Genomic DNA, 21,091 nt, shown 5'->3' with positions numbered 1-21,091 from the left:
ACTCCAGAGTCAAGCGCTTAATTACAAATAAAGCGCGCGGACGATCAGGAAGTGCCCGGCGAAGTAAAACGCGGAGGAGATGGCGTTATCGGCACGGAAACGACGGCGATAATGGCTGATAAGCCAGACAGCGTTACCCAGCAACAGGAATGCCGCACCAACGAAACCGGACAGCGCGGTATCGGTTGGGCGGGCGAACCACAGCTCACCGGCCAGCCAGACCATCACCAGCGTCATGCCGATAAAGGTAAACACTGGCATTCGCATCTCTTCCAGTCGGGTCCAGATAATTGCCAGCAGCAGAGCGCCGAGGATCAGCAGCACCAACGGTAGCGGCCAGAAGAACGACAGCGTTAGCTGGCTGGCAAACCAAATGGTGTAGAGCAGATGCGAGAGAAAGAACGCTCCCACGGCGTACATCACCCGCTGGCGAGGCAGCAACGTGAGCGCATCGCCAACCAGCGAGGCGCAAAGACCGGCCAGCACCAGATAGCTGATGGCGTTGAACATCGGCGCTTGCCAGGCCAGTAACAGAAGCAGGATCAACGTGACGGGCTTAAACACCCAACGACGCCAGGCGGGTCCACGATAAGATGCATCGACGTAAAGCCATGCGGAGAAACAGACAGCAATAAATGACCAAAGCATAGTAAGTCCCTGTATCTGTTATCATTAAGTAAGTGATTGTACTTACGGTACTGAATCTCAGTGTAGTGGTTTGCTGAGGAAGATGACAATGTAATACTCTTAATCCTGATAATTCCTGGGGGCAAGGTGAATGAGTAAAGTTCCGCTTTTTTTTATGGTTGCCGTTGCCGTCATTGTGGTCGCCGCATCGTATCGTTATGTGCAGCAGCGTCGGGAAAAGATGGAGAACGAAGCCGCGCCGCTGTTACAAAAGCGGGTGGTGGTGAGCAACAAGCAGGAGAAGGTGCTTAACGATCGTCGCTCACGCCAGCAGACGGTGACGCCTGCCGGCAGCGAGATGCGTTATGAGGCCAGCTTCAGGCCGGAAGCTGGCGGGCTGGAAGTGGTTTTTCGCCTGCAGGCACCGCAGTATCATGCGCTGAGCGTCGGCGATAAAGGCACGCTGAGCTACAAGGGCTCGCAGTTTATGGCGTTTACGCCGGACCCCTGAGCCATATTTGATGACTACTTCTTCTTCAGGGTCGCCTTGAGCTTCTTTTGCCAGGCGACCAGTTCGAACACGCCGAAGACGAAAATCCGAACCTGCTCGAAGCGCCCCAGCGGCGGCATCTCTTTCGTCTGCGTCGCCTTCAGCAGCGTCAACTGCAGACCGTGCATCAGGATCATAAAGATCAGCGCCACGTTAACGAAGATATTCAGCGGCTTTGGGAACGGTTGAAACAGATTCAGCAATAAAAACGCCCACACGCACAGCATCAGCAAGCGGCCAAAATTAATCAGCATGGTTTTCTCCCTGGACCTCATGTTGGTAAAGGCGGTAGGCGACCTGTCCGGCCACTTTCTCTCGATACAGATGCCAGCTTGCAGGCACCGGCGGTAAGCCGTTTTCGACTTCACTCTCAATGTAGATTAGCGCTTCATCGTTAAGCCAGCCGTTGCTTTCCAGCAATTTCAGCGTCTCTTCGAGTAGCCCTTTACGGAAAGGGGGATCGACAAACACGATATCGTGCGGCGTACCTGTCTGAGCAAGAAACGCTAAGGTATTGGTATTGACGACTTTACCGTTGCTGGCCTTCAGCGTGGCCAGATTCTTTTGCAACTGTTGGGCGACGCCGCGCTCCATTTCCAGCAGCGTGGCGTTCGCCGCGTAGCGGGATAGAGCTTCAAGGCCCAGCGCGCCGCTACCGGCGAAGCAGTCGAGGCATTTTGCGTCGACGATGGTGGGTGATAGCCAGTTAAAAAGCGTTTCGCGAACCCGGTCGGTTGTCGGGCGCAGACCCGGGCTCTCCGGCACCGGTAATTTGCGGCCTCGCCATTGCCCGCCGATAATGCGGATCTGGCCGCTGCCTGCGTGGTTTGGTTTCTTCATTTTTTTGCTCAAGTCTCAACTTCCGGGCTGCTATTCTAACGATCGATAGCGGTTGACGAAACCTTAATCCGGGGGCGGTGATGCGAGTTAAGTTAAGTGGTAGACTATCCGACTAATTTCATCATTTTTTCAGCTTCCGCGACAGATATGCCGAAGCTGTGCCATGAATAAACAGCGAGGAGTGTAGTCGCAAATGGCGAAAGACAAGAAACGTGGCTTCTTTTCCTGGCTGGGCTTTGGACAAAAAGAGCAGGCGCAGGGAACAGAAACAGAACAAAAAGTAGAAGCTCAGCAAGAGGTTGAAGAGCAATCTCCGGCGGCTGAATCGCCAGTGGAAGCGGTTGTGGCGCCTGAAACGATTGAAGCGCCTGCTGCGGTAAAAGAAGATGCGGAAGCCTTCGCTGCCGATATCGTTGAGGTAACCGAGCAGGTTGTGGAAAACGAGCAGCCGCATTCGGTCGTTGAAGCCCCGGTTGCTGAAGAAAATATCGTCCCACCGGTCGCTTATCAACCTGAAGTTGTGGTTGAGGAGATTGTGGAACAGCCGGTGCCGGAAGAGGCGGCTGTTGAGCCTCTGATTGAAGACGTCATTGCCGAGCCGGTGGTGGCTGAAAATATACCGGAAGAGGTGATTGCCGAACCGGAAGTCGTGGTCGTTGAAGCGCTGACGGTTGAAGAACCGATAGAAGACGACGCGGAGCCGGAAATTTCTGACGAAGAGCTGGAAGCGCAGGCCCTGGCTGCAGCGGATGCGGCAGAAAATGCCATTGTGGTGCCGGATGAAACCGTCGTCACGCAGCTTGAGCAAGAAAAGCCGACCAAAGAAGGCTTCTTCGCCCGCCTCAAACGTAGCCTGGTAAAAACCAAACAGAACCTCGGTTCCGGATTTATCAGCTTGTTCCGCGGCAAGAAAATCGACGATGATCTGTTTGAAGAGTTGGAAGAGCAACTGCTGATTGCCGATGTAGGCGTGGAGACCACCCGTAAGATCATCGCGAATCTTACCGAAGGCGCCAGCCGTAAACAGCTTCGCGACGCGGAAGCGCTATACGGCCTGCTGAAAGAAGAGATGGGCGATATTCTTGCTAAAGTGGACGAGCCGCTAAACGTTGAAGGCAAAACGCCATTTGTTATTCTGATGGTCGGCGTCAATGGCGTCGGTAAAACCACCACCATCGGCAAGCTGGCGCGTCAGTTCGAGCAGCAGGGTAAATCGGTGATGCTGGCGGCAGGGGATACCTTCCGTGCGGCAGCCGTTGAACAGCTCCAGGTTTGGGGTCAGCGTAACAATATTCCAGTGATTGCACAGCACACCGGTGCGGACTCAGCATCGGTTATTTTCGATGCCATCCAGGCGGCGAAGGCGCGTAATGTTGACGTCCTGATTGCCGATACCGCAGGCCGCCTGCAGAATAAATCGCACCTGATGGAAGAACTGAAGAAGATTGTCCGCGTCATGAAAAAACTGGATGTCGATGCGCCGCATGAAGTCATGCTGACGATTGACGCCAGCACCGGGCAAAACGCGATTAGCCAGGCCAAACTGTTCCATGAAGCGGTTGGACTGACCGGTATCACCTTGACTAAGCTGGATGGTACCGCCAAAGGCGGGGTTATCTTCTCGGTTGCTGACCAGTTCAGTATTCCAATTCGCTATATCGGTGTTGGCGAACGTATTGAAGATCTGCGTCCGTTTAATGCGGGCGACTTTATTGAGGCACTTTTTGCCCGAGAGGATTAAGAATGATTCGCTTTGAACAAGTCAGCAAAGCCTATCTCGGTGGGAGACAAGCGCTGCAGGGGGTCAATTTCCACCTGCAGTCAGGCGAGATGGCGTTTCTGACCGGCCATTCCGGCGCGGGGAAAAGTACCCTGCTGAAGCTTATCTGCGGTATTGAACGGCCCAGCGCCGGGAAAATCTTATTTGGCGGCCACGATATTAGCCGTCTCAAAAGCCGTGAGGTGCCGTTTTTGCGCCGCCAAATCGGTATGATTTTCCAGGATCACCACCTGCTGATGGACAGGACCGTATTTGATAACGTGGCGATTCCGCTGATCATTGCGGGTGCCAGCGGCGATGACATTCGTCGTCGCGTATCGGCGGCGCTGGATAAAGTGGGCCTGCTGGACAAAGCGAAAAACCTTCCCATTCAGCTTTCGGGTGGTGAGCAGCAGCGTGTGGGTATTGCCCGCGCGGTGGTGAACAAGCCTGCGGTGCTGTTGGCTGATGAACCGACGGGTAACCTCGACGAAGCGCTGTCGGAAGGGATTTTACGTCTGTTTGAAGAGTTTAACCGCGTTGGGGTGACGGTTCTGATGGCAACGCATGCCCTGGGGCTTATCTCCAGCCGTCCGTACCGCGTCCTGTCCCTCAGCGACGGGCATATGCATGGAGGCCGCATCGGTGAATAAACGTGAGGCAATGAACCACATTCGCCGGTTCGGTAATCGATTCGATCGTTTTCGCAACACGACGGGCGCAGGCGGTAGCGGCGGGCGCAATTCGTCAAAACGGCCAAAAGCGACACCGAATCCGGCTTCCCGTAAGAGCAACGTGTTTAATGAACAGGTGCGCTACGCCTGGAACGGTGCGCTTCAGGATCTGAAAAGCACACCGCTGGCGACTTTCCTGACGGTAATGGTGATCGCCATTTCACTGACGCTACCGAGCGTGTGCTACATGGTGTACAAAAACGTCAGCACCGCCGCGACGCAGTATTATCCGACGCCGCAAATTACCGTCTATCTGGAAAAAACGCTGGATGACGATGCAGCCGCCCGGGTCGTTGGTCAGCTACAAGCCGAGCAGGGCGTGGAAAAGGTAAACTACCTGTCGCGCGATGAAGCCCTTGGCGAGTTCCGTAACTGGTCGGGTTTTGGCGGCGCGCTGGATATGCTGGAAGAAAACCCGCTGCCGGCGGTCGCGATTGTGGTGCCGAAGATTGATTTCCAGAGCGTTGAGGCGCTGAATACGCTGCGTGACCGGGTGAGTCATGTTCAGGGCGTTGATGAAGTGCGTATGGATGACAGCTGGTTTGCGCGGCTCTCGTCGTTGACCGGACTGGTCGGGCGCGTTTCGGCGATGATCGGTGTGCTGATGATCGCGGCGGTATTCCTGGTTATCGGCAACAGTGTGCGTTTAAGCATCTTTGCCCGTCGCGATACTATCAACGTGCAGAAACTTATCGGCGCGACCGATGGCTTTATTCTGCGTCCGTTCCTGTACGGCGGCGCGCTGTTAGGTTTCTCCGGCGCATTTTTGTCGTTGATTCTGTCAGAAATTATGGTGATGCGCCTGTCGTCGGCGGTCACCGAAGTGGCGAAAGTGTTCGGTACTCAGTTCGAGCTCAGTGGTTTAGGCTTCGATGAATGCCTGCTGATGCTGCTGGTTTGTTCAATGATTGGTTGGGTTGCGGCCTGGCTGGCAACCGTTCAACATTTACGTCACTTTACTCCCGAGTAATAAAAATCTGGTATAATCTTTCCCTGCACTGAATGTCTCTCTGCAGGGAAAGAGTCCCTGTCGGCTCTTCCCTTTAGTTCATCTCCATGTCACATTTTGTGCGTAATCTATTCACATCATTGCATGGAACTTGTGGATAAAATCACTGTCTGATACTAATGTGAGTGATATTCTCGTTGCTCATCAATGCTGGCATGTTTGTTGCTCCGTTGTGAGGACAGAATGATGTCAGAAGATATCGATTGAGAGGATTTGAATGACCAAAGATATGCAAACTTTAGCCTTAGCCCCCGTTGGTAACCTGGAATCGTACATCCGGGCTGCGAACACTTGGCCGATGTTATCGGCTGATGAAGAGCGGGAGCTTGCTGAAAAGCTGCATTACCAGGGCGATCTGGAAGCAGCGAAAAAGCTGATCCTGTCTCACCTGCGCTTTGTTGTTCATATTGCTCGTAATTACTCGGGCTATGGCCTGCCGCAGGCGGATTTGATTCAGGAAGGTAATATCGGCCTGATGAAAGCCGTGCGCCGTTTTAACCCAGAAGTGGGCGTGCGCCTGGTTTCTTTCGCCGTGCACTGGATCAAAGCGGAAATTCACGAATACGTGCTGCGTAACTGGCGTATCGTGAAAGTCGCGACCACTAAAGCGCAGCGTAAGCTGTTCTTTAACCTGCGTAAAACTAAGCAGCGTCTGGGCTGGTTCAACCAGGATGAAGTGGAAATGGTTGCCCGTGAGCTGGGCGTGTCGAGCAAAGACGTGCGTGAGATGGAGTCACGTATGGCAGCGCAGGACATGACCTTCGATATGTCGTCGGATGATGAGTCCGATAGCCAGCCGATGGCACCGGTGCTCTATCTGCAGGATAAAACGTCTAACTTTGCCGACGGCATTGAAGACGATAACTGGGAAGAGCAGGCGGCGAATAAGCTGACCGACGCGATGCAGGGACTCGACGAGCGTAGCCAGGATATTATCCGCGCCCGCTGGCTGGACGAAGATAACAAGTCCACGCTGCAGGAACTGGCAGATCGTTACGGCGTTTCGGCTGAACGTGTACGTCAGCTTGAAAAGAACGCCATGAAAAAACTGCGCGCGGCTATCGAAGCCTAATCTGAACGCCAGCGCCCCCCGATAACGCCCCACATTACGTTGGGGCGTTTTGTTTTTTAGCCCCCGCCAGCGCCTGCGGACAGTACATCCGTAAGCACTCCAGCAAAATATTGAACGCCGGTTCCATCTGCGCTTCAGGCTGGGAAGCAAAACCCATCAATAACCCTTTCTTACGTTGTGCCGTCAGGTAGTAGCGAGATAGCGGGCGCACGAGAATATTGTGCTTGTTCGCGTCCTGAGCAATCGCCACGTCATCCGCCTCATCCGGCAAATTCAGAATCAGATGCAGTCCGGCATTATCGCTAAAATCTGATAGTGCGTGCGGGCCGCAGTATTGCTGAATCAGCTCGGTCAAAAAGATGCGGCGGCGGCTGTACAGCAGGCGCATACGGCGAATATGCGCCGAGTAATGACCGGCGTTGATAAACTCCGCCAGCGCCAGCTGGATCAGCGAGTGACCACCGCGATACAGTTCGGCATGGGCGTTTTTGAGTTCAGCCGTCAGCGGTCGGGGAAGCACCACATAGCCTAGCCGCAGTCCCGGATAGAGCGTCTTACTGAACGTGCCGATGTAGACCACCGGCGCTTCGGGGGCCAGGCCCTGAAGAGCCGGTATCGGCTGACCGGAAAAGCGAAACTCGCTGTCGTAGTCATCCTCCACAATCCAGCTTCCGTGCTGATGGGCTAGTGCCAGTAGCCGTTGTCGGCGCTCGAGGCTCATTACCGCGCCCAGCGGATACTGATGGGATGGCGTGACGAAGATAAGCCTTGGTGCTTCGGCGATGGTGTCGGGCGGACACAGGCCATTGGCATCAACGGTAATCGGTTCTGCTCGTACTTCATTCATCGCCAGCACGTGGCGAATGCCCCAATAAGACGGTTCTTCGACCCAGGCAAGATCCCCGTTGTCACAAAGCATACGGGTGACCAGGTCGATGGCCTGGTGGATCCCTTCAGTAATAAGAATCTGATCTGCCTGACACTGCACGCCGCGCGCTACTCTTAAGTAGTCCACCAGCGCATGTTGCAGTTCGGGCGTGCCGCCATTGCAGCTATAGCTAAGTTGTTCCGGTTTCGGGCGGCGGCTGATACGCGCCTGAATTTTACTGAATAGCGGGTGGGGGAAGGCGTTGACGTCCGGAACGCCAGGGATAAAAGCTCCCCATTGACGAGGGCTGGCGCTAACGTGACTCAGTAGATGCTGACCGCGTCGGGAGATATACGCTGTTGTCGCAGGCATGGCGCTGTTTTCATTGGCGCTGCTTGCGGAAGGGAACATATCAGGCAGCGTTTTTGCCACAAACGTCCCGCTACCGCGGCGGGAAACGACATATCCCTCCGCAAGCAGTTGTTCGTAAACTGTTAAAATTGTGTTGCGTGATATTCGTAATTCCCCGGCCAGGTCTCGTGAGGGGGGCAGGCGACTATGAGGCGGCAGAGAACCGTCCAGAATTGAGCGGCGAATCGCCTTATAAAGACGTTTATGCAGGAGTGGGTCTGCTTCTTCCTGCAATCTGACCAGTACCAGGTCTGCGACGAGCGAGCGCAATTGGATCCCTCAGATAATCTGAATTGGTACTCGATTGTAGAGCCAAATCCTGTGTAAATAAACGACATAGTTTCGAATTTGTTGCGATAGCGTGACACACATGACAGGAGATTCTCGGGTGAAAAGTTCAGAACTGAATCAGCGTCGCCAGCAGGCGACTCCGCGCGGCGTAGGGGTAATGTGCAGCTACTTTGTTGAGAAAGCAGAGAACGCTACGTTGTGGGATCTTGAAGGCAATGAGGTGATTGATTTTGCCGCCGGTATTGCGGTGCTGAACACCGGTCATCGCCATCCAAAAGTGGTTGCCGCAGTTGAACAGCAACTACAGGCATTTACCCATACCGCTTATCAGATTGTCCCATATGAGAGCTATGTCACCCTGGCTGAACGCATTAACGACCTGGCGCCGATTGATGGCCCGGCGAAAACCGCGTTCTTTACCACCGGTGCGGAAGCTGTTGAAAACGCGGTGAAGATTGCTCGCGCTTATACCCGACGTCCGGGGTTGATCACCTTTGGCGGCGGTTTCCACGGCCGTACCTTTATGACCATGGCGCTGACCGGCAAAGTGGCCCCCTATAAGATTGGCTTTGGCCCGTTCCCAGGCTCGGTTTATCACGCCGTCTACCCAAACGCCGCTCACGGTATTACTACCGCCGACGCGATGAAAAGCCTTGAGCGCATTTTCAAAGCCGATATTGCAGCAGACCAGGTCGCGGCGATTGTGCTGGAGCCGATTCAGGGAGAAGGCGGCTTTAATGTTGCACCGTCTGACTTCATGCAGGCATTGCGCACGCTGTGCGATACCCACGGCATTTTGCTGATTGCTGATGAAGTACAAACCGGCTTTGCGCGTACCGGCAAGCTGTTTGCGATGCAGCACTATGATGTGAAGCCTGACCTGATGACGATGGCCAAAAGCCTCGCCGGTGGCTTCCCGCTTTCCGGGGTGGTGGGTCGTGCCGAAGTGATGGATGCTCCGGCACCTGGCGGCCTCGGTGGCACCTACGCCGGGAACCCGCTGGCGGTGGCGGCGGCGCACGCGGTACTTGATGTCATTGAAGAAGAGCAGCTGTGTCAGCGTGCTGAACAGCTGGGTAGTCATCTGAAAGAGGTGCTAAATCAGGCGCGTCAGAACTGCCCGGCCATTGCTGATGTTCGCGGTCAGGGGTCAATGGTAGCGGTAGAATTTAACGATCCGCAAACCGGCGAGCCATCGGCGGAAATCACTCGTCAGATCCAGCAAAAAGCCCAGGAAAACGGTCTGCTGCTGCTGAGCTGCGGTGTTTACGGTAACGTTATTCGCTTCCTCTATCCGTTAACCATTCCGGATGCGCAGTTTACTAAGGCGCTGGATATTTTGGCCCGCATACTGAAGAACTAATCCTACACTCTGCGGCGGTTGATGCTGCCGCAGACTTATTATCCCTACGCGTTATATACATCCCGTCTATCGTTTAGCCCGTGACGTTTTCTTTTGGCGCAGATTTTTATTTGTCACTTATCTGTTACATAACCCGCAATTTTATCGTTTCCAATTCTCCTGAATGACGGTATGTTTAGCATAGTGTGCTGCAAAAGCGCAGGCAGCAGACCCTAATCTAACTGTCATATGCTTTTCTTATGTGTCTAATTAGAATAATGCGCTAATAAACAACATCACAACAAATGCAAAAAACCATAATAATGGGGAGCCTCAGGATGAATATGAAGGGTAAAGCGTTACTGGCAGGATGTATTGCCTTGATCATGAGCAGTGCGGCAATGGCTGAAGACATTAAAGTTGCCGTTGTTGGCGCGATGTCTGGCCCGGTAGCGCAGTATGGCGACCAGGAATTTACTGGGGCAGAGCAGGCAATTGCGGATATCAATGCCAAAGGCGGCATCAAAGGCAATAAGCTGCAAATGGTAAAATACGACGACGCCTGTGACCCGAAACAGGCAGTTGCCGTGGCCAACAAAGTGATCAACGACGGCATTAAATACGTTATCGGTCACCTGTGCTCCTCTTCCACTCAGCCGGCGTCTGATATCTATGAAGATGAAGGCGTGCTGATGATCACTCCAGCGGCAACCGCACCGGAACTGACTGCTCGTGGCTATCACTTGATTCTGCGTACCACTGGCCTCGATTCTGACCAGGGTCCGACTGCCGCAAAATATATTCTGGACCAGGTGAAACCGCAGCGTATCGCGATTGTTCATGATAAGCAGCAGTATGGTGAAGGCCTGGCGCGTGCGGTGCAGGATAACCTGAAGAAAGGCGGCGCTAACGTGGTGTTCTTTGACGGTATCACCGCCGGTGAGAAAGATTTCTCCACCCTGGTTGCGCGTCTGAAGAAAGAAAATATCGACTTTGTCTATTACGGCGGCTATCACCCGGAGATGGGGCAGATCCTGCGTCAGTCCCGCGCCGCTGGCCTGAAAACCCAGTTTATGGGTCCAGAAGGGGTAGCGAACGTTTCGCTGTCTAACATCGCTGGCGCTTCGGCGGAAGGTATGCTGGTCACCAAGCCGAAGAACTACGACCAGGTTCCGGCGAACAAACCGATCGTAGACGCGATCAAAGCTAAAAAACAGGATCCGAGCGGCGCGTTCGTGTGGACCACCTATGCCGCGCTGCAATCGCTGGAAGCGGGCCTGAATCAGTCAGACGATCCGGCTGAAATTGCTAAGTATCTGAAGGGGGCGACGGTCGAAACCGTTATGGGGCCGCTTTCCTGGAACGAGAAGGGCGATCTGAAAGGCTTCGAGTTCGGCGTGTTTACCTGGCATGCTAACGGTACCGCGACCGACGCCAAATAAATTTAACCTGCGCCTTTCGCGCCGCAGATACGTTGGCTGCGTCCCTCAACCCCGGTCGCTTACTGATGTAAGCTCCCGGGGATTTCGGTTCTTGCCGCCTTTCTGCAACGCGAAATTCTTGGTTAAATCAGTGGCTCCTTGCGTCTTCGTATAGGCGAGGGCAAAGGTAGAAGTAAAAAGGCAACGCAAGTTGCCTTTTTTAGTGTTTGGTCGCGCCTGTCCGGGCTACTTTCAGCGTTTTTCCCAACCGCCCGTCTGCGCGCTAAATCCCAGCGTATGCATAAACGCCGCCATCACGCCGCGGTCTTCCACGCCAGCATCCTCAACCCGCCAGCTGCTGATTTCCGGGTTATCCCGCAAGACTTCCTCGACTAAATATTGCCCGACGCCGCGACGGCGGGTCACTTCACGCACGCACAGCGCGCTTAACTCGCCCGCGACGCCGCTCAGCGTTACGCGAACCGCACCCAGCAGGCGCTCGTTAAAACGGGCGGCATAAATGCGCTGGCGATCATCTAAGGTTAATGCTGCCAGATCCTGCGACGGCCAGATTTTCGCTAAGTCGATGCGGTCCTGATCGCTGAAGTGTTGTAAACGAATAATGGTCAGTTTCATGCGCGGTGAGTCCAGTTAAAACGGATGCGTCAGTGTATCCAAATTCACTGTCAGGCGGAGCGCTGTTTTTTGCGCATTCATCAGGTGATTCGTTTTCCTGGATGGAGCAGGGTAGCGCAATTCATCATGGATCGAAAAATAAGCAGAATTTTAACCTAATATGTAGCGTTTTATTCCGCCTTATGTATCGTTATTTTATGCTGTTTACTGGACTTTTTTTGTTTATCTTCCCGCAAATACAGAATATTATCTTTGCTTAATCGCCTGAAAAATAGAGATTTTAATCTGGATTTAGGCAAAAAACTGCGCTAAACCATTAAAGATAATGGTAAAAGTAGCGTTGTTTAATAAAAGCACAGAATGCTTTTTAACCATAAAAATACAAAATATTTACATCACATCACGAACGGGGTTCTGCAGCATGAAAAGGAACGCGAAAACAATTATCGCGGGATTCGTCGCACTGGCGATGTCCCATGCGGTAATGGCCAAGGATATTAAAGTCGCTGTTGTCGGTGCGATGTCTGGCCCGGTAGCCCAGTGGGGCGATATGGAGTTCAACGGCGCACGCCAGGCGATTAAAGACATTAATGCCCAGGGCGGCATTAAGGGCGATAAGCTGGTTGGCGTGGAATATGACGATGCCTGTGACCCGAAACAGGCCGTTGCGGTTGCCAACAAAATCATTAACGACGGCATCCAGTATGTTATTGGTCACCTCTGCTCCTCCTCAACTCAGCCCGCATCAGATATCTATGAAGACGAAGGCATTCTGATGATCTCTCCGGGGGCGACCAACCCGGAACTGACTCAGCGCGGCTACCAGTACATTATGCGTACCGCGGGTCTGGACTCTTCTCAGGGGCCGACCGCTGCTAAATACATCATGGAAACCGTCAAACCGCAGCGTATTGCTATTATTCATGACAAGCAGCAATACGGTGAAGGCCTGGCGCGTTCTGTCCAGGATAGCCTGAAAAAAGGCGGCGCGAACATTGTCTTCTTTGACGGTATTACCGCCGGTGAAAAAGACTTCTCCGCGCTGCTGGCGCGCCTGAAGAAAGACAATATCGACTTTGTTTACTACGGCGGCTACTACCCGGAAATGGGCCAGATGCTGCGCCAGGCACGATCCGTCGGCCTGAAAACCGTGTTTATGGGGCCGGAAGGTGTGGGTAACGCATCACTGTCGAATATTGCAGGCGACGCGGCGGAAGGCATGCTGGTCACGATGCCAAAACGCTATGACCAGGATCCGGCGAACAGCGCTATCGTTGACGCGCTCAAAGCTGAGAAGAAAGATCCAAGCGGTCCGTATGTCTGGATCACCTACGCCGCCGTGCAGTCTCTGGCGCAGGCGATGGACAGAGCCAGCAGCCAGGAGCCGCTGGATTTAATCAAAGATCTGAAAGCTCACGGTGCGAAAACCGTGATTGGGCCGCTGAATTGGGACGAAAAAGGCGATTTGAAGGGATTTGAGTTTGGTGTCTTCCAGTGGCATGCGGACGGGTCATCCACCCTCGCGAAATAAGCCATAAGACAAGTTATCCCACCGCCCGCGCGTCGGGCGGTAGAAAAAGGTTACCTTATGTCCGAGCAGTTTCTCTATTTTCTGCAGCAGATGTTTAACGGCGTCACGCTGGGCAGTACCTACGCGCTGATCGCCATCGGCTATACCATGGTGTACGGCATTATCGGCATGATTAACTTCGCCCACGGCGAGGTTTACATGATTGGCAGCTATGTCTCCTTCATGATCATTGCCGCCCTGATGATGATGGGCATTGATACCAGCTGGCTGCTGGTCGCTGCCGGATTCGTGGGGGCGATTGTGATTGCCAGCGCCTACGGCTGGAGTATCGAACGGGTGGCCTATCGACCCGTTCGCAGCTCCAAGCGCCTGATTGCGCTGATCTCCGCCATCGGGATGTCCATTTTCCTGCAAAACTACGTCAGCCTGACGGAAGGTTCGCGCGATGTCGCGCTGCCGAGTCTGTTTAACGGCCAGTGGACGGTAGGCAGCAGCGAAAACTTCTCTGCTACCATCACCACCATGCAGGCCGTTATCTGGGTCGTAACCTTTATCGCCATGCTGGCGCTGACGGTGTTTATCCGCTATTCCCGCATGGGCCGTGCCTGTCGCGCCTGTGCTGAAGACCTCAAAATGGCCAGCCTGCTGGGGATTAACACCGACCGCGTGATCGCGCTGACCTTTGTGATCGGCGCTGCAATGGCGGCGGTCGCGGGTGTGTTGCTCGGTCAGTTCTACGGTGTTATCAACCCCTATATCGGCTTTATGGCCGGGATGAAAGCCTTTACCGCTGCGGTTCTGGGTGGCATCGGCAGTATTCCAGGAGCGATGATTGGCGGTCTGATTTTGGGTATCGCTGAAGCGCTTTCCTCTGCCTATCTCAGCACGGAATATAAAGATGTCGTCTCCTTTGCCTTGCTGATTGTGGTGCTGCTGGTGATGCCGACCGGCATTCTGGGCCGCCCGGAGGTAGAGAAAGTATGAAACCGATGCATTTTGCGATGGCGCTGTTGTCTGCGGTGATGTTCTTTATTCTGGCTGGCGTTTTTATGGGCGTGCAGCTGGAGCTGGACGGCACCAAGCTGGTGGTGGATACCGCCGCGGATATCCGCTGGCAGTGGATTTTTATCGGCACCGCGGTCGTCTTCCTCTTCCAGCTACTGCGTCCTGTTTTTCAGAAAACCATGAAAAACGTCTCCGGGCCGAAGTTTATTCTGCCGGCTATCGATGGTTCGACGGTTAAGCAGAAACTGTTCCTGATTGCGCTGCTGGTTATCGCCGTGGTGTGGCCGTTTATGGTGTCGCGCGGGACGGTGGATATCGCCACGCTGACGATGATTTATATCATCCTCGGCCTGGGCCTTAACGTGGTAGTGGGGCTTTCCGGCCTGCTGGTGCTGGGCTACGGTGGTTTCTATGCCATCGGCGCTTACACCTTCGCGCTGCTGAATCACTATTACGGTCTGGGATTCTGGACCTGCCTGCCGCTGGCGGGGCTGGTTTCAGCGGCTGCGGGTTTCCTGCTTGGCTTCCCGGTACTGCGTCTGCGCGGCGATTATCTGGCGATTGTGACCCTCGGTTTCGGCGAAATCGTGCGTATCCTGCTGCTCAACAATACTGAGATAACCGGTGGCCCGAACGGTATCAGCCAGATCCCAAAACCAACCCTCTTTGGCCTTGAGTTTAGCCGCAGCGCTCGCGAAGGCGGCTGGGACACTTTCAGCAACTTCTTTGGTATGAAATACGACCCTGGCGACCGGGTGATTTTCCTCTATCTGGTCGCCCTGCTGTTGGTGGTCTTCTCGCTGTTTGTTATCAACCGCCTGCTGCGTATGCCGCTGGGCCGCGCATGGGAAGCGCTGCGTGAAGATGAAATCGCCTGTCGTTCGTTGGGCCTCAACCCGACGCGCATCAAGCTGACCGCCTTTACCATCAGCGCCGCGTTTGCCGGTTTTGCCGGAACCCTGTTCGCCGCGCGTCAGGGCTTCGTCAGCCCGGAATCCTTTACCTTCGCCGAATCTGCCTTTGTGCTGGCGATTGTGGTGCTGGGCGGGATGGGTTCGCAGTTTGCGGTGATCCTGGCGGCAGTTCTGTTGGTGGTATCGCGCGAGCTGATGCGTGATTTCAATGAATACAGCATGTTGATGCTGGGTGCGTTAATGGTACTGATGATGATCTGGCGTCCGCAGGGCCTTCTGCCGATGACCCGTCCGCAGCTGAAGCTGAAAAACGGTCAAGCGAAAGGAGAGCAGGCATGAGTCAGCCATTATTGTCCGTAAACGGTCTGATGATGCGTTTTGGCGGCCTATTGGCGGTCAACAACGTGTCGCTGGAGCTGCGCGAGCGGGAAATTGTGTCGCTTATCGGCCCTAACGGTGCCGGCAAAACGACGGTATTTAACTGCCTGACCGGTTTCTATAAACCGACCGGCGGTAGCATTATGCTACGCGACCAGCATCTCGAAGGGTTGCCGGGCCAGCAGATTGCCCGTATGGGCGTGGTGCGTACTTTCCAGCACGTGCGCCTGTTCCGCGAAATGACGGTGATTGAAAACCTGCTGGTGGCGCAACATCAGCAACTGAAAACCGGCGTCTTCTCTGGTCTGCTGAAAACGCCATCTTTCCGTCGTGCGCAGAGCGAAGCGCTCGATCGCGCCGCCACCTGGCTTGAGCGTATCGGCCTGCTTGAGCACGCTAACCGTCAGGCCAGCAACCTGGCCTATGGCGACCAGCGTCGTCTGGAGATCGCCCGCTGTATGGTGACCCAGCCGGAAATCCTGATGCTCGACGAACCGGCGGCAGGGTTGAACCCGAAAGAAACCAAAGAGCTGGACGAACTGATCGTCGAGCTGCGCAACCATCACAACACCACTATCCTGCTGATTGAGCACGATATGAAGCTGGTGATGGGCATTTCCGACCGTATTTACGTGGTAAACCAGGGCACGCCGCTGGCCAACGGTACGCCGGAAGAGATCCGCAATAACCCGGACGTGATCCGCGCCTATTTAGGTGAAGCATAATGGTGGTGACGGATAAGATGGAAAAAGTGATGTTATCTTTTGACAACGTCAGCGCGCACTACGGCAAGATTCAGGCGCTGCATAACGTCAGTCTGCACATCAACCATGGGGAGATTGTCACCCTGATTGGCGCGAACGGCGCGGGGAAAACCACGCTGCTGGGTACGCTGTGCGGCGATCCGCGCGCTTCCAGCGGGCGCGTTGTTTTCGACGGTAAAGATATTACCGACTGGCAGACGGCGAAGATCATGCGTGAAGCGGTGGCGATTGTGCCGGAAGGACGTCGCGTCTTCTCGCGCATGACGGTAGAAGAGAACCTGGCGATGGGCGGCTTTTTTGCCGAGCGCGACCAGTTTCAGTCCCGCATCAAGTGGGTCTACGAGCTGTTTCCGCGCCTGCATGAACGTCGGGTTCAGCGAGCGGGCACTATGTCCGGCGGCGAACAGCAGATGCTGGCGATTGGCCGTGCGTTGATGAGCCAGCCGCGTCTGCTGCTGCTCGATGAGCCCTCGCTGGGACTTGCGCCGATTATCATTCAGCAAATCTTCGACACCATCGAACAGCTGCGCGAACAAGGGATGACAATATTTCTTGTCGAACAGAACGCTAACCAGGCGCTGAAGCTGGCTGACCGCGGCTACGTGCTGGAAAACGGCCACGTGGTGTTAGAGGATACCGGTGATGCGCTGCTGGCTAACGAAGCGGTACGCAGCGCCTATCTGGGTGGGTAATGAAGTAAAAACGCCCGACATCTGCCGGGCGTTTGAATCTGATGACAAACCAGGTTTAATGATTGTGCTCGCGTTTCTGCCGGGCGGCGGCTGACGCCTTGCCCGGCCTACAAAACCCACAATATCAATAAATTGTGCATTTTTCGTAGGCCCGGTAAGGCGCTAGCCGCCACCGGGCGTTTTGCTCGCTTCCTACAGCTCCAGCGATCGTTTCCACATCATAAAATCATACTGTTCAAGCGCATCCGCTTTTGTCTGCCAGGTCCCGCTGGCAGTGGCGATAATTTTCTCAAACAGGCCGTCGGCAATTTCCGCCAGCGGGGTACCTTCGATAATCGGCCCGCAGTCGTAATCGATAATATCCGGCATCTTTTTCGCCAGCGTAGAATTGGTCGAAACTTTGAGAACCGGAACGATAGGGTTACCCGTCGGCGTACCGAGCCCGGTTGAGAAGATAACGACGTTGCATCCCGCTGCAACCAGTCCCGTCACCGCATCGACATCATTGCCCGGCGTACAGACCAGTGAAAGGCCGCTCTCACCCATCGGTTCGGCGTAATCGCATACTGCGCTCACCGGTGCTCTGCCGCCTTTTTTCGCCGCACCGGCGGATTTGATGGCGTCAGTAATCAGTCCATCGGCAATATTTCCCGGACTGGGATTATCGGCAATGGTGGTGCCGAAGAAGTTAGCCACATGTTCATAGTTTTTCATCAGCGACAGAAACTTCTCTTTCAGCTCACGATTCATGCAGCGTTGTACGATATCCCCCTCCGCGCCGCACAGTTCCGGGAACTCCGCCAGCCCGGATGCGCCGCCAAGGGCGACAAGACGGTCTGATACTTCGCCCATGGCCGGGTTCGCGCTGATCCCTGAGAATCCGTCGGAAGCGCCGCACTTCACGCCGATTTTGAGGTGGGAGAGCGGGACGTCCTGACGCTCAGCGACGGGCGCTTCGCGAATTGCGTTGTACGTTTCGGTCAATGCATCCTGCATCATTTTTTCTTCGCTACTCCAGTCCTGCTGTCTGAAGTAGATTACCGGCTTGCTGAACTGTGGGTTACGCTTCGCGAGTGCGGCCTTGAAATCAACAATTCGCGCTTTTTCACAGCCTAGCGCGAAGACCGTTACGCCGAGAACGTTTGGGTGATCGGAATAAGCGGCAAGGACGTCGCACATTGTCATGCTGTCTGATGTCGCGCCGCCGCAGCCGGAGTTGACGGTGATACAGCGGATACCGTCAAGATGCGGGAAGGGCAGATGCCGGTTATCGTTTAAAGCACTGGCCGACGTTACCTGTCGGGCGAAATTTTTCAGGCCGTTATTGGCATAGCCGAGGGCGTCGTTTAGCGCATCGGTGACGCGCTGAACGTTGCGGTTTTCACAGAAAACCAGTGGAATGACCAGCCAGTAGTTTGCCGTGGCGACCCGGCCATCTTCACGGACGATCCCGCGAAAGGTCCGCTGCTGCCAGGCGGAGACATCGGGCTGCTGCCAGTCATAGGGCGCAACATCGTCAAGCGAAACCGGGGCCGCATAATGTTTGATATTGTCGGTGGTGATGGCTTCGCCGCGGGTGATGGGTTGCGTCGCTTTGCCAACTGGAACGCCATATAGCGAAACGATATCGCCGGGCTGGATATCCTGGGTGGCGAACTTGTGCTTGGCTTTGACATTGCTTTGTAAAACGTACTCCTCATCGTTCCAGTTAACCCGCTGGTCTTTGCGTAAGTCTTGCAGCGCAACGATCAAGTTGTCAGTAGGGTCAATTTTTAAGATGGTCTGCATTTTATTTATCCTTTTTTATGAGTGCATCAGGACTTTAGTGGTGGGTGACCGCGACGCCGTTTGTCGCTTTTCTGCCCGCGAGTGCGGCAATCAGCAGTGCGCAGCAGACGGTGATAAGCGACAGGGCAACCAGTCCAGCCGAATCGTTGCCGAAGAAGGTATCGACCTCAACGCGAATGAGCGGAGCCAGAAAGCTACAAAACGCGCCCATCGTGGTACAGAAGCCGATACTGGCCGCCAGCGCTGAACCTGACACAATCTGCGCCGGGAAGGTCCAGAAAATATGCTGTACGGAAAGGAAGCCGATCGCCGAGAGCGAGAGGGCGGCAATGGCCAGCACCGGGCCTGACCAGGCCGAAACAAACAGACCCAGCGCCGCTGCCAGCATGCACAGTACCGAAATCAGGATCCGCCGGTTCGGCATTTTGTCTGCAAGACGCGGGATGTAATAAACGCCGACGGCAGAGCAGGCCCACGGAATGGCGGCAACTAACGACTCTTTAAAGCCGAGCGTGGATCCCATTAATGAGGCAACTTGTGAAGGCAGGAAGAACATCAGTCCGTAAACGCTGATCTGGATGGTGCCGTAGATCAGCGCCAGGTGCCAGACTTTAAGGCTTTTCAGCGCGGTACTGACGCTGCTGGTTTCGGTTTGTCGCTGCTCCTGTTGAAGCTGTTCAATTAGCGCTTTTTTCTCCTCTTCGCTCAGGAAGCGAGCTTTGTCCGGCGTATCGTCGAGCCAGAACCAGGCAAAGATCCCCATGATGACCGCTGGGATCCCTTCGATAAAGAACATCCAGAACCAGCCGGGCTTGCCGAGAAAACCGTGTATTTCCAGTAGTGCGCCGGAGAGAGGCGAGCCGAGGGTCAACGCCAGCGGGACGCCGAGGACGAAAATGCCGACGACGGATGCGCGAACCTTATTGGGGAAATAGATAGAAGCCAGCAGCAGAATGCCGGGGTAAAAACCCGCTTCGCCTAATCCTAATAAGAAGCGCAGGACAATAAACTGGGCTTCCGTCTGTACCAGCCCGGTGAGGGCAGACAATATGCCCCACAGGATGGTGGTGATGCTTAACCATTTTTGCGCGCCAATCTTATTGAGGATCAGGTTGGCTGGAATACCAAACAACGCATAGGCGGCGAAAAATATCCCTGCGCCCAGGGCAAAGGCGGAGTTGGAGAGCCCAATATCCACCTGCATCGCCTCTTTGGCGAATCCCACGTTGACCCTGTCGATAAAGGCGATGAAGTATAAAATAAACATCAGTGGCACCAGGCGCTTCCATGATTTAGTAATCGCGGAATTCAATACCGGGTTGTCGTAAGCTGTGATCGTTTTCATAATACCTCCGCGTTGAGGTCAGGCATTAATGGCAATACCAGCCCGGGAAAGTATCTGCTGAATACTTTCGGTCTGGCCGGTTGAGAGCGTGCTAAAAGGTGGTGTGCAGCGATCGGACTGAATAATTCCGCGCAGCTGTAACGCTTTTTTAAATGTGGGAATGAACGGATCGTTAACCGCGTAAATATCCATTAAATCATCCACTTTTTGCTGGAATAGTGAAATCTGGTCCAGATTGTTATCGTTAAATGCCTGCATCCAGTCGCGGAAGATCTCCGGGCAAATATTGGATAACCCGCCGATACATCCATCTCCTCCTGACAAGACATTGTGCGCAAAGTTATTGTCATAACCGGCATAAACTTCAAAATATGGCAGTTCAGATTTTACCTGGCGAATGACCTGCGCTGTATGATTGGTGTCCGGAATTGTGTCCTTAAGACCGATAATATTGGGGAATTCTCTGGCGAGGCGTAAACAGACTTCGGGTGAGACGGAATAACTGGTACGTTCCGGGAAGTTATAGATGAAGATTTTGGCGGCAGTACGGCGAGCTATCTGGCTATAAAATGTATAAATTCCCTCATCAGTCAGGCGGAAGTACCAGGGGCTGATAATCATAACGCCATCAAGCCCGCATTCGTCGGCGTAGTTTGCCAGCTCTACGCACTCGTCAATATCCATGCGGCTGGTGCCCGCATAGGCCTTTATACCTTCGCGTGGGAATTCTGCCGCCATTTGAATTATCTGACGGGAGGTTTTCATATCAAGGGAGAAAAACTCACCGGTACTGCCCATGACGACAAATCCCGAGACGCTATTTTTAATGAAATCGTACAGACGGAAATTCCCTTCAGGATCCAGCCTGCCATGTTCATCAAAAACCGTTATTGCTGGTGTGATGTAACGACTTTGCATATTTTTCCTCTTATTTGTTCGTATATACAAACTGTGTTTGTATTTGCGACTTGACATAAGAAAACACGCTATGAATGCGAAGTCAAATGGCGAAAAAGACGTCTGGATAATTGATTAAGTCAATGAATAGATGGGAGAATAAGTAGAAAGAACAGGTGCCGCAGCGAATGATTAAATATCGGTATTGTGTGGGGAA

20 protein-coding genes are annotated in these 21,091 nt (G+C 54.1%); 12 read left to right on the top strand and 8 right to left on the bottom strand.

Going from position 1 to position 21,091, the window contains the following annotated elements:
- Nucleotides 1-21: 21 nt before the first annotated feature.
- Nucleotides 22-648 carry a lysoplasmalogenase gene (locus tag HV127_RS05065; protein WP_139539048.1) on the bottom strand — a complete coding sequence of 209 codons (627 nt, stop codon included), beginning with the start codon at nucleotides 646-648 and terminating at the stop codon, nucleotides 22-24.
- Nucleotides 649-778: 130 nt separating this feature from the next.
- Between HV127_RS05065 and HV127_RS05060 the strand changes: the two genes are divergently transcribed.
- Nucleotides 779-1,138, top strand: coding sequence for a DUF2500 domain-containing protein (locus HV127_RS05060; protein WP_182235170.1), 360 nt, complete (start codon nucleotides 779-781; stop codon nucleotides 1,136-1,138).
- 14 nt (nucleotides 1,139-1,152) lie between these two features.
- On the opposite strand, the gene HV127_RS05055 is transcribed toward HV127_RS05060, so the two are convergent.
- Nucleotides 1,153-1,431 (bottom strand): DUF1145 family protein, encoded by a 279-nt coding sequence (locus tag HV127_RS05055; protein ID WP_110274894.1) that lies wholly within the window; start codon nucleotides 1,429-1,431, stop codon nucleotides 1,153-1,155.
- A complete protein-coding gene (gene rsmD, locus HV127_RS05050; protein ID WP_110274895.1) occupies nucleotides 1,421-2,017 on the bottom strand; it encodes a 16S rRNA (guanine(966)-N(2))-methyltransferase in 597 nt (198 codons plus the stop codon). Before rsmD ends, HV127_RS05055 begins: the two co-directional genes overlap by 11 nt.
- Nucleotides 2,018-2,210: 193 nt before the next feature.
- On the opposite strand from rsmD, the gene ftsY reads away from it, so the two are divergent.
- From ftsY to rpoH, 4 genes are all read left to right on the top strand, one after another.
- The gene (gene ftsY, locus HV127_RS05045; protein WP_182235169.1) at nucleotides 2,211-3,758 is read left to right on the top strand and encodes a signal recognition particle-docking protein FtsY; all 1,548 of its coding nucleotides are present in this window, start codon (nucleotides 2,211-2,213) and stop codon (nucleotides 3,756-3,758) included.
- 2 nt (nucleotides 3,759-3,760) lie between these two features.
- Nucleotides 3,761-4,429, top strand: coding sequence for a cell division ATP-binding protein FtsE (ftsE, locus tag HV127_RS05040; protein ID WP_142513353.1), 669 nt, complete (start codon nucleotides 3,761-3,763; stop codon nucleotides 4,427-4,429).
- Entirely contained in the window at nucleotides 4,422-5,480 is a 1,059-nt protein-coding gene (gene ftsX, locus HV127_RS05035; protein ID WP_182235168.1) for a permease-like cell division protein FtsX, read from the top strand. The genes ftsE and ftsX overlap by 8 nt, the downstream gene beginning before the upstream one ends.
- A 256-nt stretch (nucleotides 5,481-5,736) precedes the next feature.
- A complete protein-coding gene (rpoH, locus tag HV127_RS05030; RefSeq protein WP_004106554.1) occupies nucleotides 5,737-6,591 on the top strand; it encodes an RNA polymerase sigma factor RpoH in 855 nt (284 codons plus the stop codon).
- Nucleotides 6,592-6,625: 34 nt separating this feature from the next.
- Here rpoH and HV127_RS05025 read toward each other — a convergent pair whose 3' ends face one another.
- Nucleotides 6,626-8,140 (bottom strand): PLP-dependent aminotransferase family protein, encoded by a 1,515-nt coding sequence (locus HV127_RS05025; protein ID WP_182235167.1) that lies wholly within the window; start codon nucleotides 8,138-8,140, stop codon nucleotides 6,626-6,628.
- 118 nt (nucleotides 8,141-8,258) lie between these two features.
- Here HV127_RS05025 and HV127_RS05020 point away from each other — a divergent pair, with 118 nt between their 5' ends.
- On the top strand, nucleotides 8,259-9,524 hold the full coding sequence (locus HV127_RS05020) for a 4-aminobutyrate--2-oxoglutarate transaminase (RefSeq protein WP_182235166.1): 1,266 nt from the start codon (nucleotides 8,259-8,261) through the stop codon (nucleotides 9,522-9,524).
- A gap of 317 nt (nucleotides 9,525-9,841) precedes the next feature.
- Nucleotides 9,842-10,945: a branched-chain amino acid ABC transporter substrate-binding protein gene (locus HV127_RS05015; RefSeq protein ID WP_182235165.1), complete on the top strand. Its 1,104-nt coding sequence runs from the start codon at nucleotides 9,842-9,844 to the stop codon at nucleotides 10,943-10,945.
- Between the two features lie 231 nt (nucleotides 10,946-11,176).
- Here HV127_RS05015 and panM read toward each other — a convergent pair whose 3' ends face one another.
- Entirely contained in the window at nucleotides 11,177-11,560 is a 384-nt protein-coding gene (gene panM, locus HV127_RS05010) for an aspartate 1-decarboxylase autocleavage activator PanM (RefSeq protein WP_182235164.1), read from the bottom strand.
- Between the two features lie 421 nt (nucleotides 11,561-11,981).
- On the opposite strand from panM, the gene livK reads away from it, so the two are divergent.
- The 5 genes from livK to livF are packed head-to-tail and all read left to right on the top strand — an operon-like array spanning nucleotide 11,982 to nucleotide 16,844.
- Nucleotides 11,982-13,091 (top strand): high-affinity branched-chain amino acid ABC transporter substrate-binding protein LivK, encoded by a 1,110-nt coding sequence (livK, locus tag HV127_RS05005; RefSeq protein WP_182235163.1) that lies wholly within the window; start codon nucleotides 11,982-11,984, stop codon nucleotides 13,089-13,091.
- Between the two features lie 57 nt (nucleotides 13,092-13,148).
- Nucleotides 13,149-14,075, top strand: a complete 927-nt coding sequence (livH, locus tag HV127_RS05000) for a high-affinity branched-chain amino acid ABC transporter permease LivH (RefSeq protein ID WP_110274905.1) — start codon at nucleotides 13,149-13,151, stop codon at nucleotides 14,073-14,075.
- Nucleotides 14,072-15,349, top strand: coding sequence for a high-affinity branched-chain amino acid ABC transporter permease LivM (locus tag HV127_RS04995; RefSeq protein ID WP_182235162.1), 1,278 nt, complete (start codon nucleotides 14,072-14,074; stop codon nucleotides 15,347-15,349). The genes livH and HV127_RS04995 overlap by 4 nt, the downstream gene beginning before the upstream one ends.
- A complete protein-coding gene (gene livG, locus HV127_RS04990) occupies nucleotides 15,346-16,113 on the top strand; it encodes a high-affinity branched-chain amino acid ABC transporter ATP-binding protein LivG (protein WP_110274907.1) in 768 nt (255 codons plus the stop codon). Before HV127_RS04995 ends, livG begins: the two co-directional genes overlap by 4 nt.
- Before the next feature lie 17 nt (nucleotides 16,114-16,130).
- Nucleotides 16,131-16,844, top strand: coding sequence for a high-affinity branched-chain amino acid ABC transporter ATP-binding protein LivF (livF, locus tag HV127_RS04985; protein ID WP_182240561.1), 714 nt, complete (start codon nucleotides 16,131-16,133; stop codon nucleotides 16,842-16,844).
- Nucleotides 16,845-17,036: 192 nt separating this feature from the next.
- On the opposite strand, the gene HV127_RS04980 is transcribed toward livF, so the two are convergent.
- Genes HV127_RS04980 through HV127_RS04970 form a run of 3 tightly spaced genes read right to left on the bottom strand, consistent with a single transcriptional unit; the run spans nucleotide 17,037 to nucleotide 20,895 of the window.
- Complete coding sequence (locus tag HV127_RS04980) at nucleotides 17,037-18,632, bottom strand: altronate dehydratase family protein (protein WP_182235161.1); 1,596 nt, start codon at nucleotides 18,630-18,632, stop codon at nucleotides 17,037-17,039.
- Nucleotides 18,633-18,666: 34 nt separating this feature from the next.
- The gene (locus HV127_RS04975) at nucleotides 18,667-19,977 is read right to left on the bottom strand and encodes an MFS transporter (protein ID WP_182235160.1); all 1,311 of its coding nucleotides are present in this window, start codon (nucleotides 19,975-19,977) and stop codon (nucleotides 18,667-18,669) included.
- Between the two features lie 18 nt (nucleotides 19,978-19,995).
- On the bottom strand, nucleotides 19,996-20,895 hold the full coding sequence (locus tag HV127_RS04970) for a dihydrodipicolinate synthase family protein (RefSeq protein ID WP_182235159.1): 900 nt from the start codon (nucleotides 20,893-20,895) through the stop codon (nucleotides 19,996-19,998).
- Nucleotides 20,896-21,091 lie beyond the last annotated feature (196 nt).

The organism is Klebsiella sp. RHBSTW-00215 (genome assembly GCF_014103785.1).
In the GTDB taxonomy this organism is placed as follows: Bacteria; Pseudomonadota; Gammaproteobacteria; order Enterobacterales; family Enterobacteriaceae; genus Klebsiella.
The sequence above is the reverse complement of the archived record's forward strand: the minus strand, read 5'-3'. Positions and strand labels throughout refer to the sequence as shown.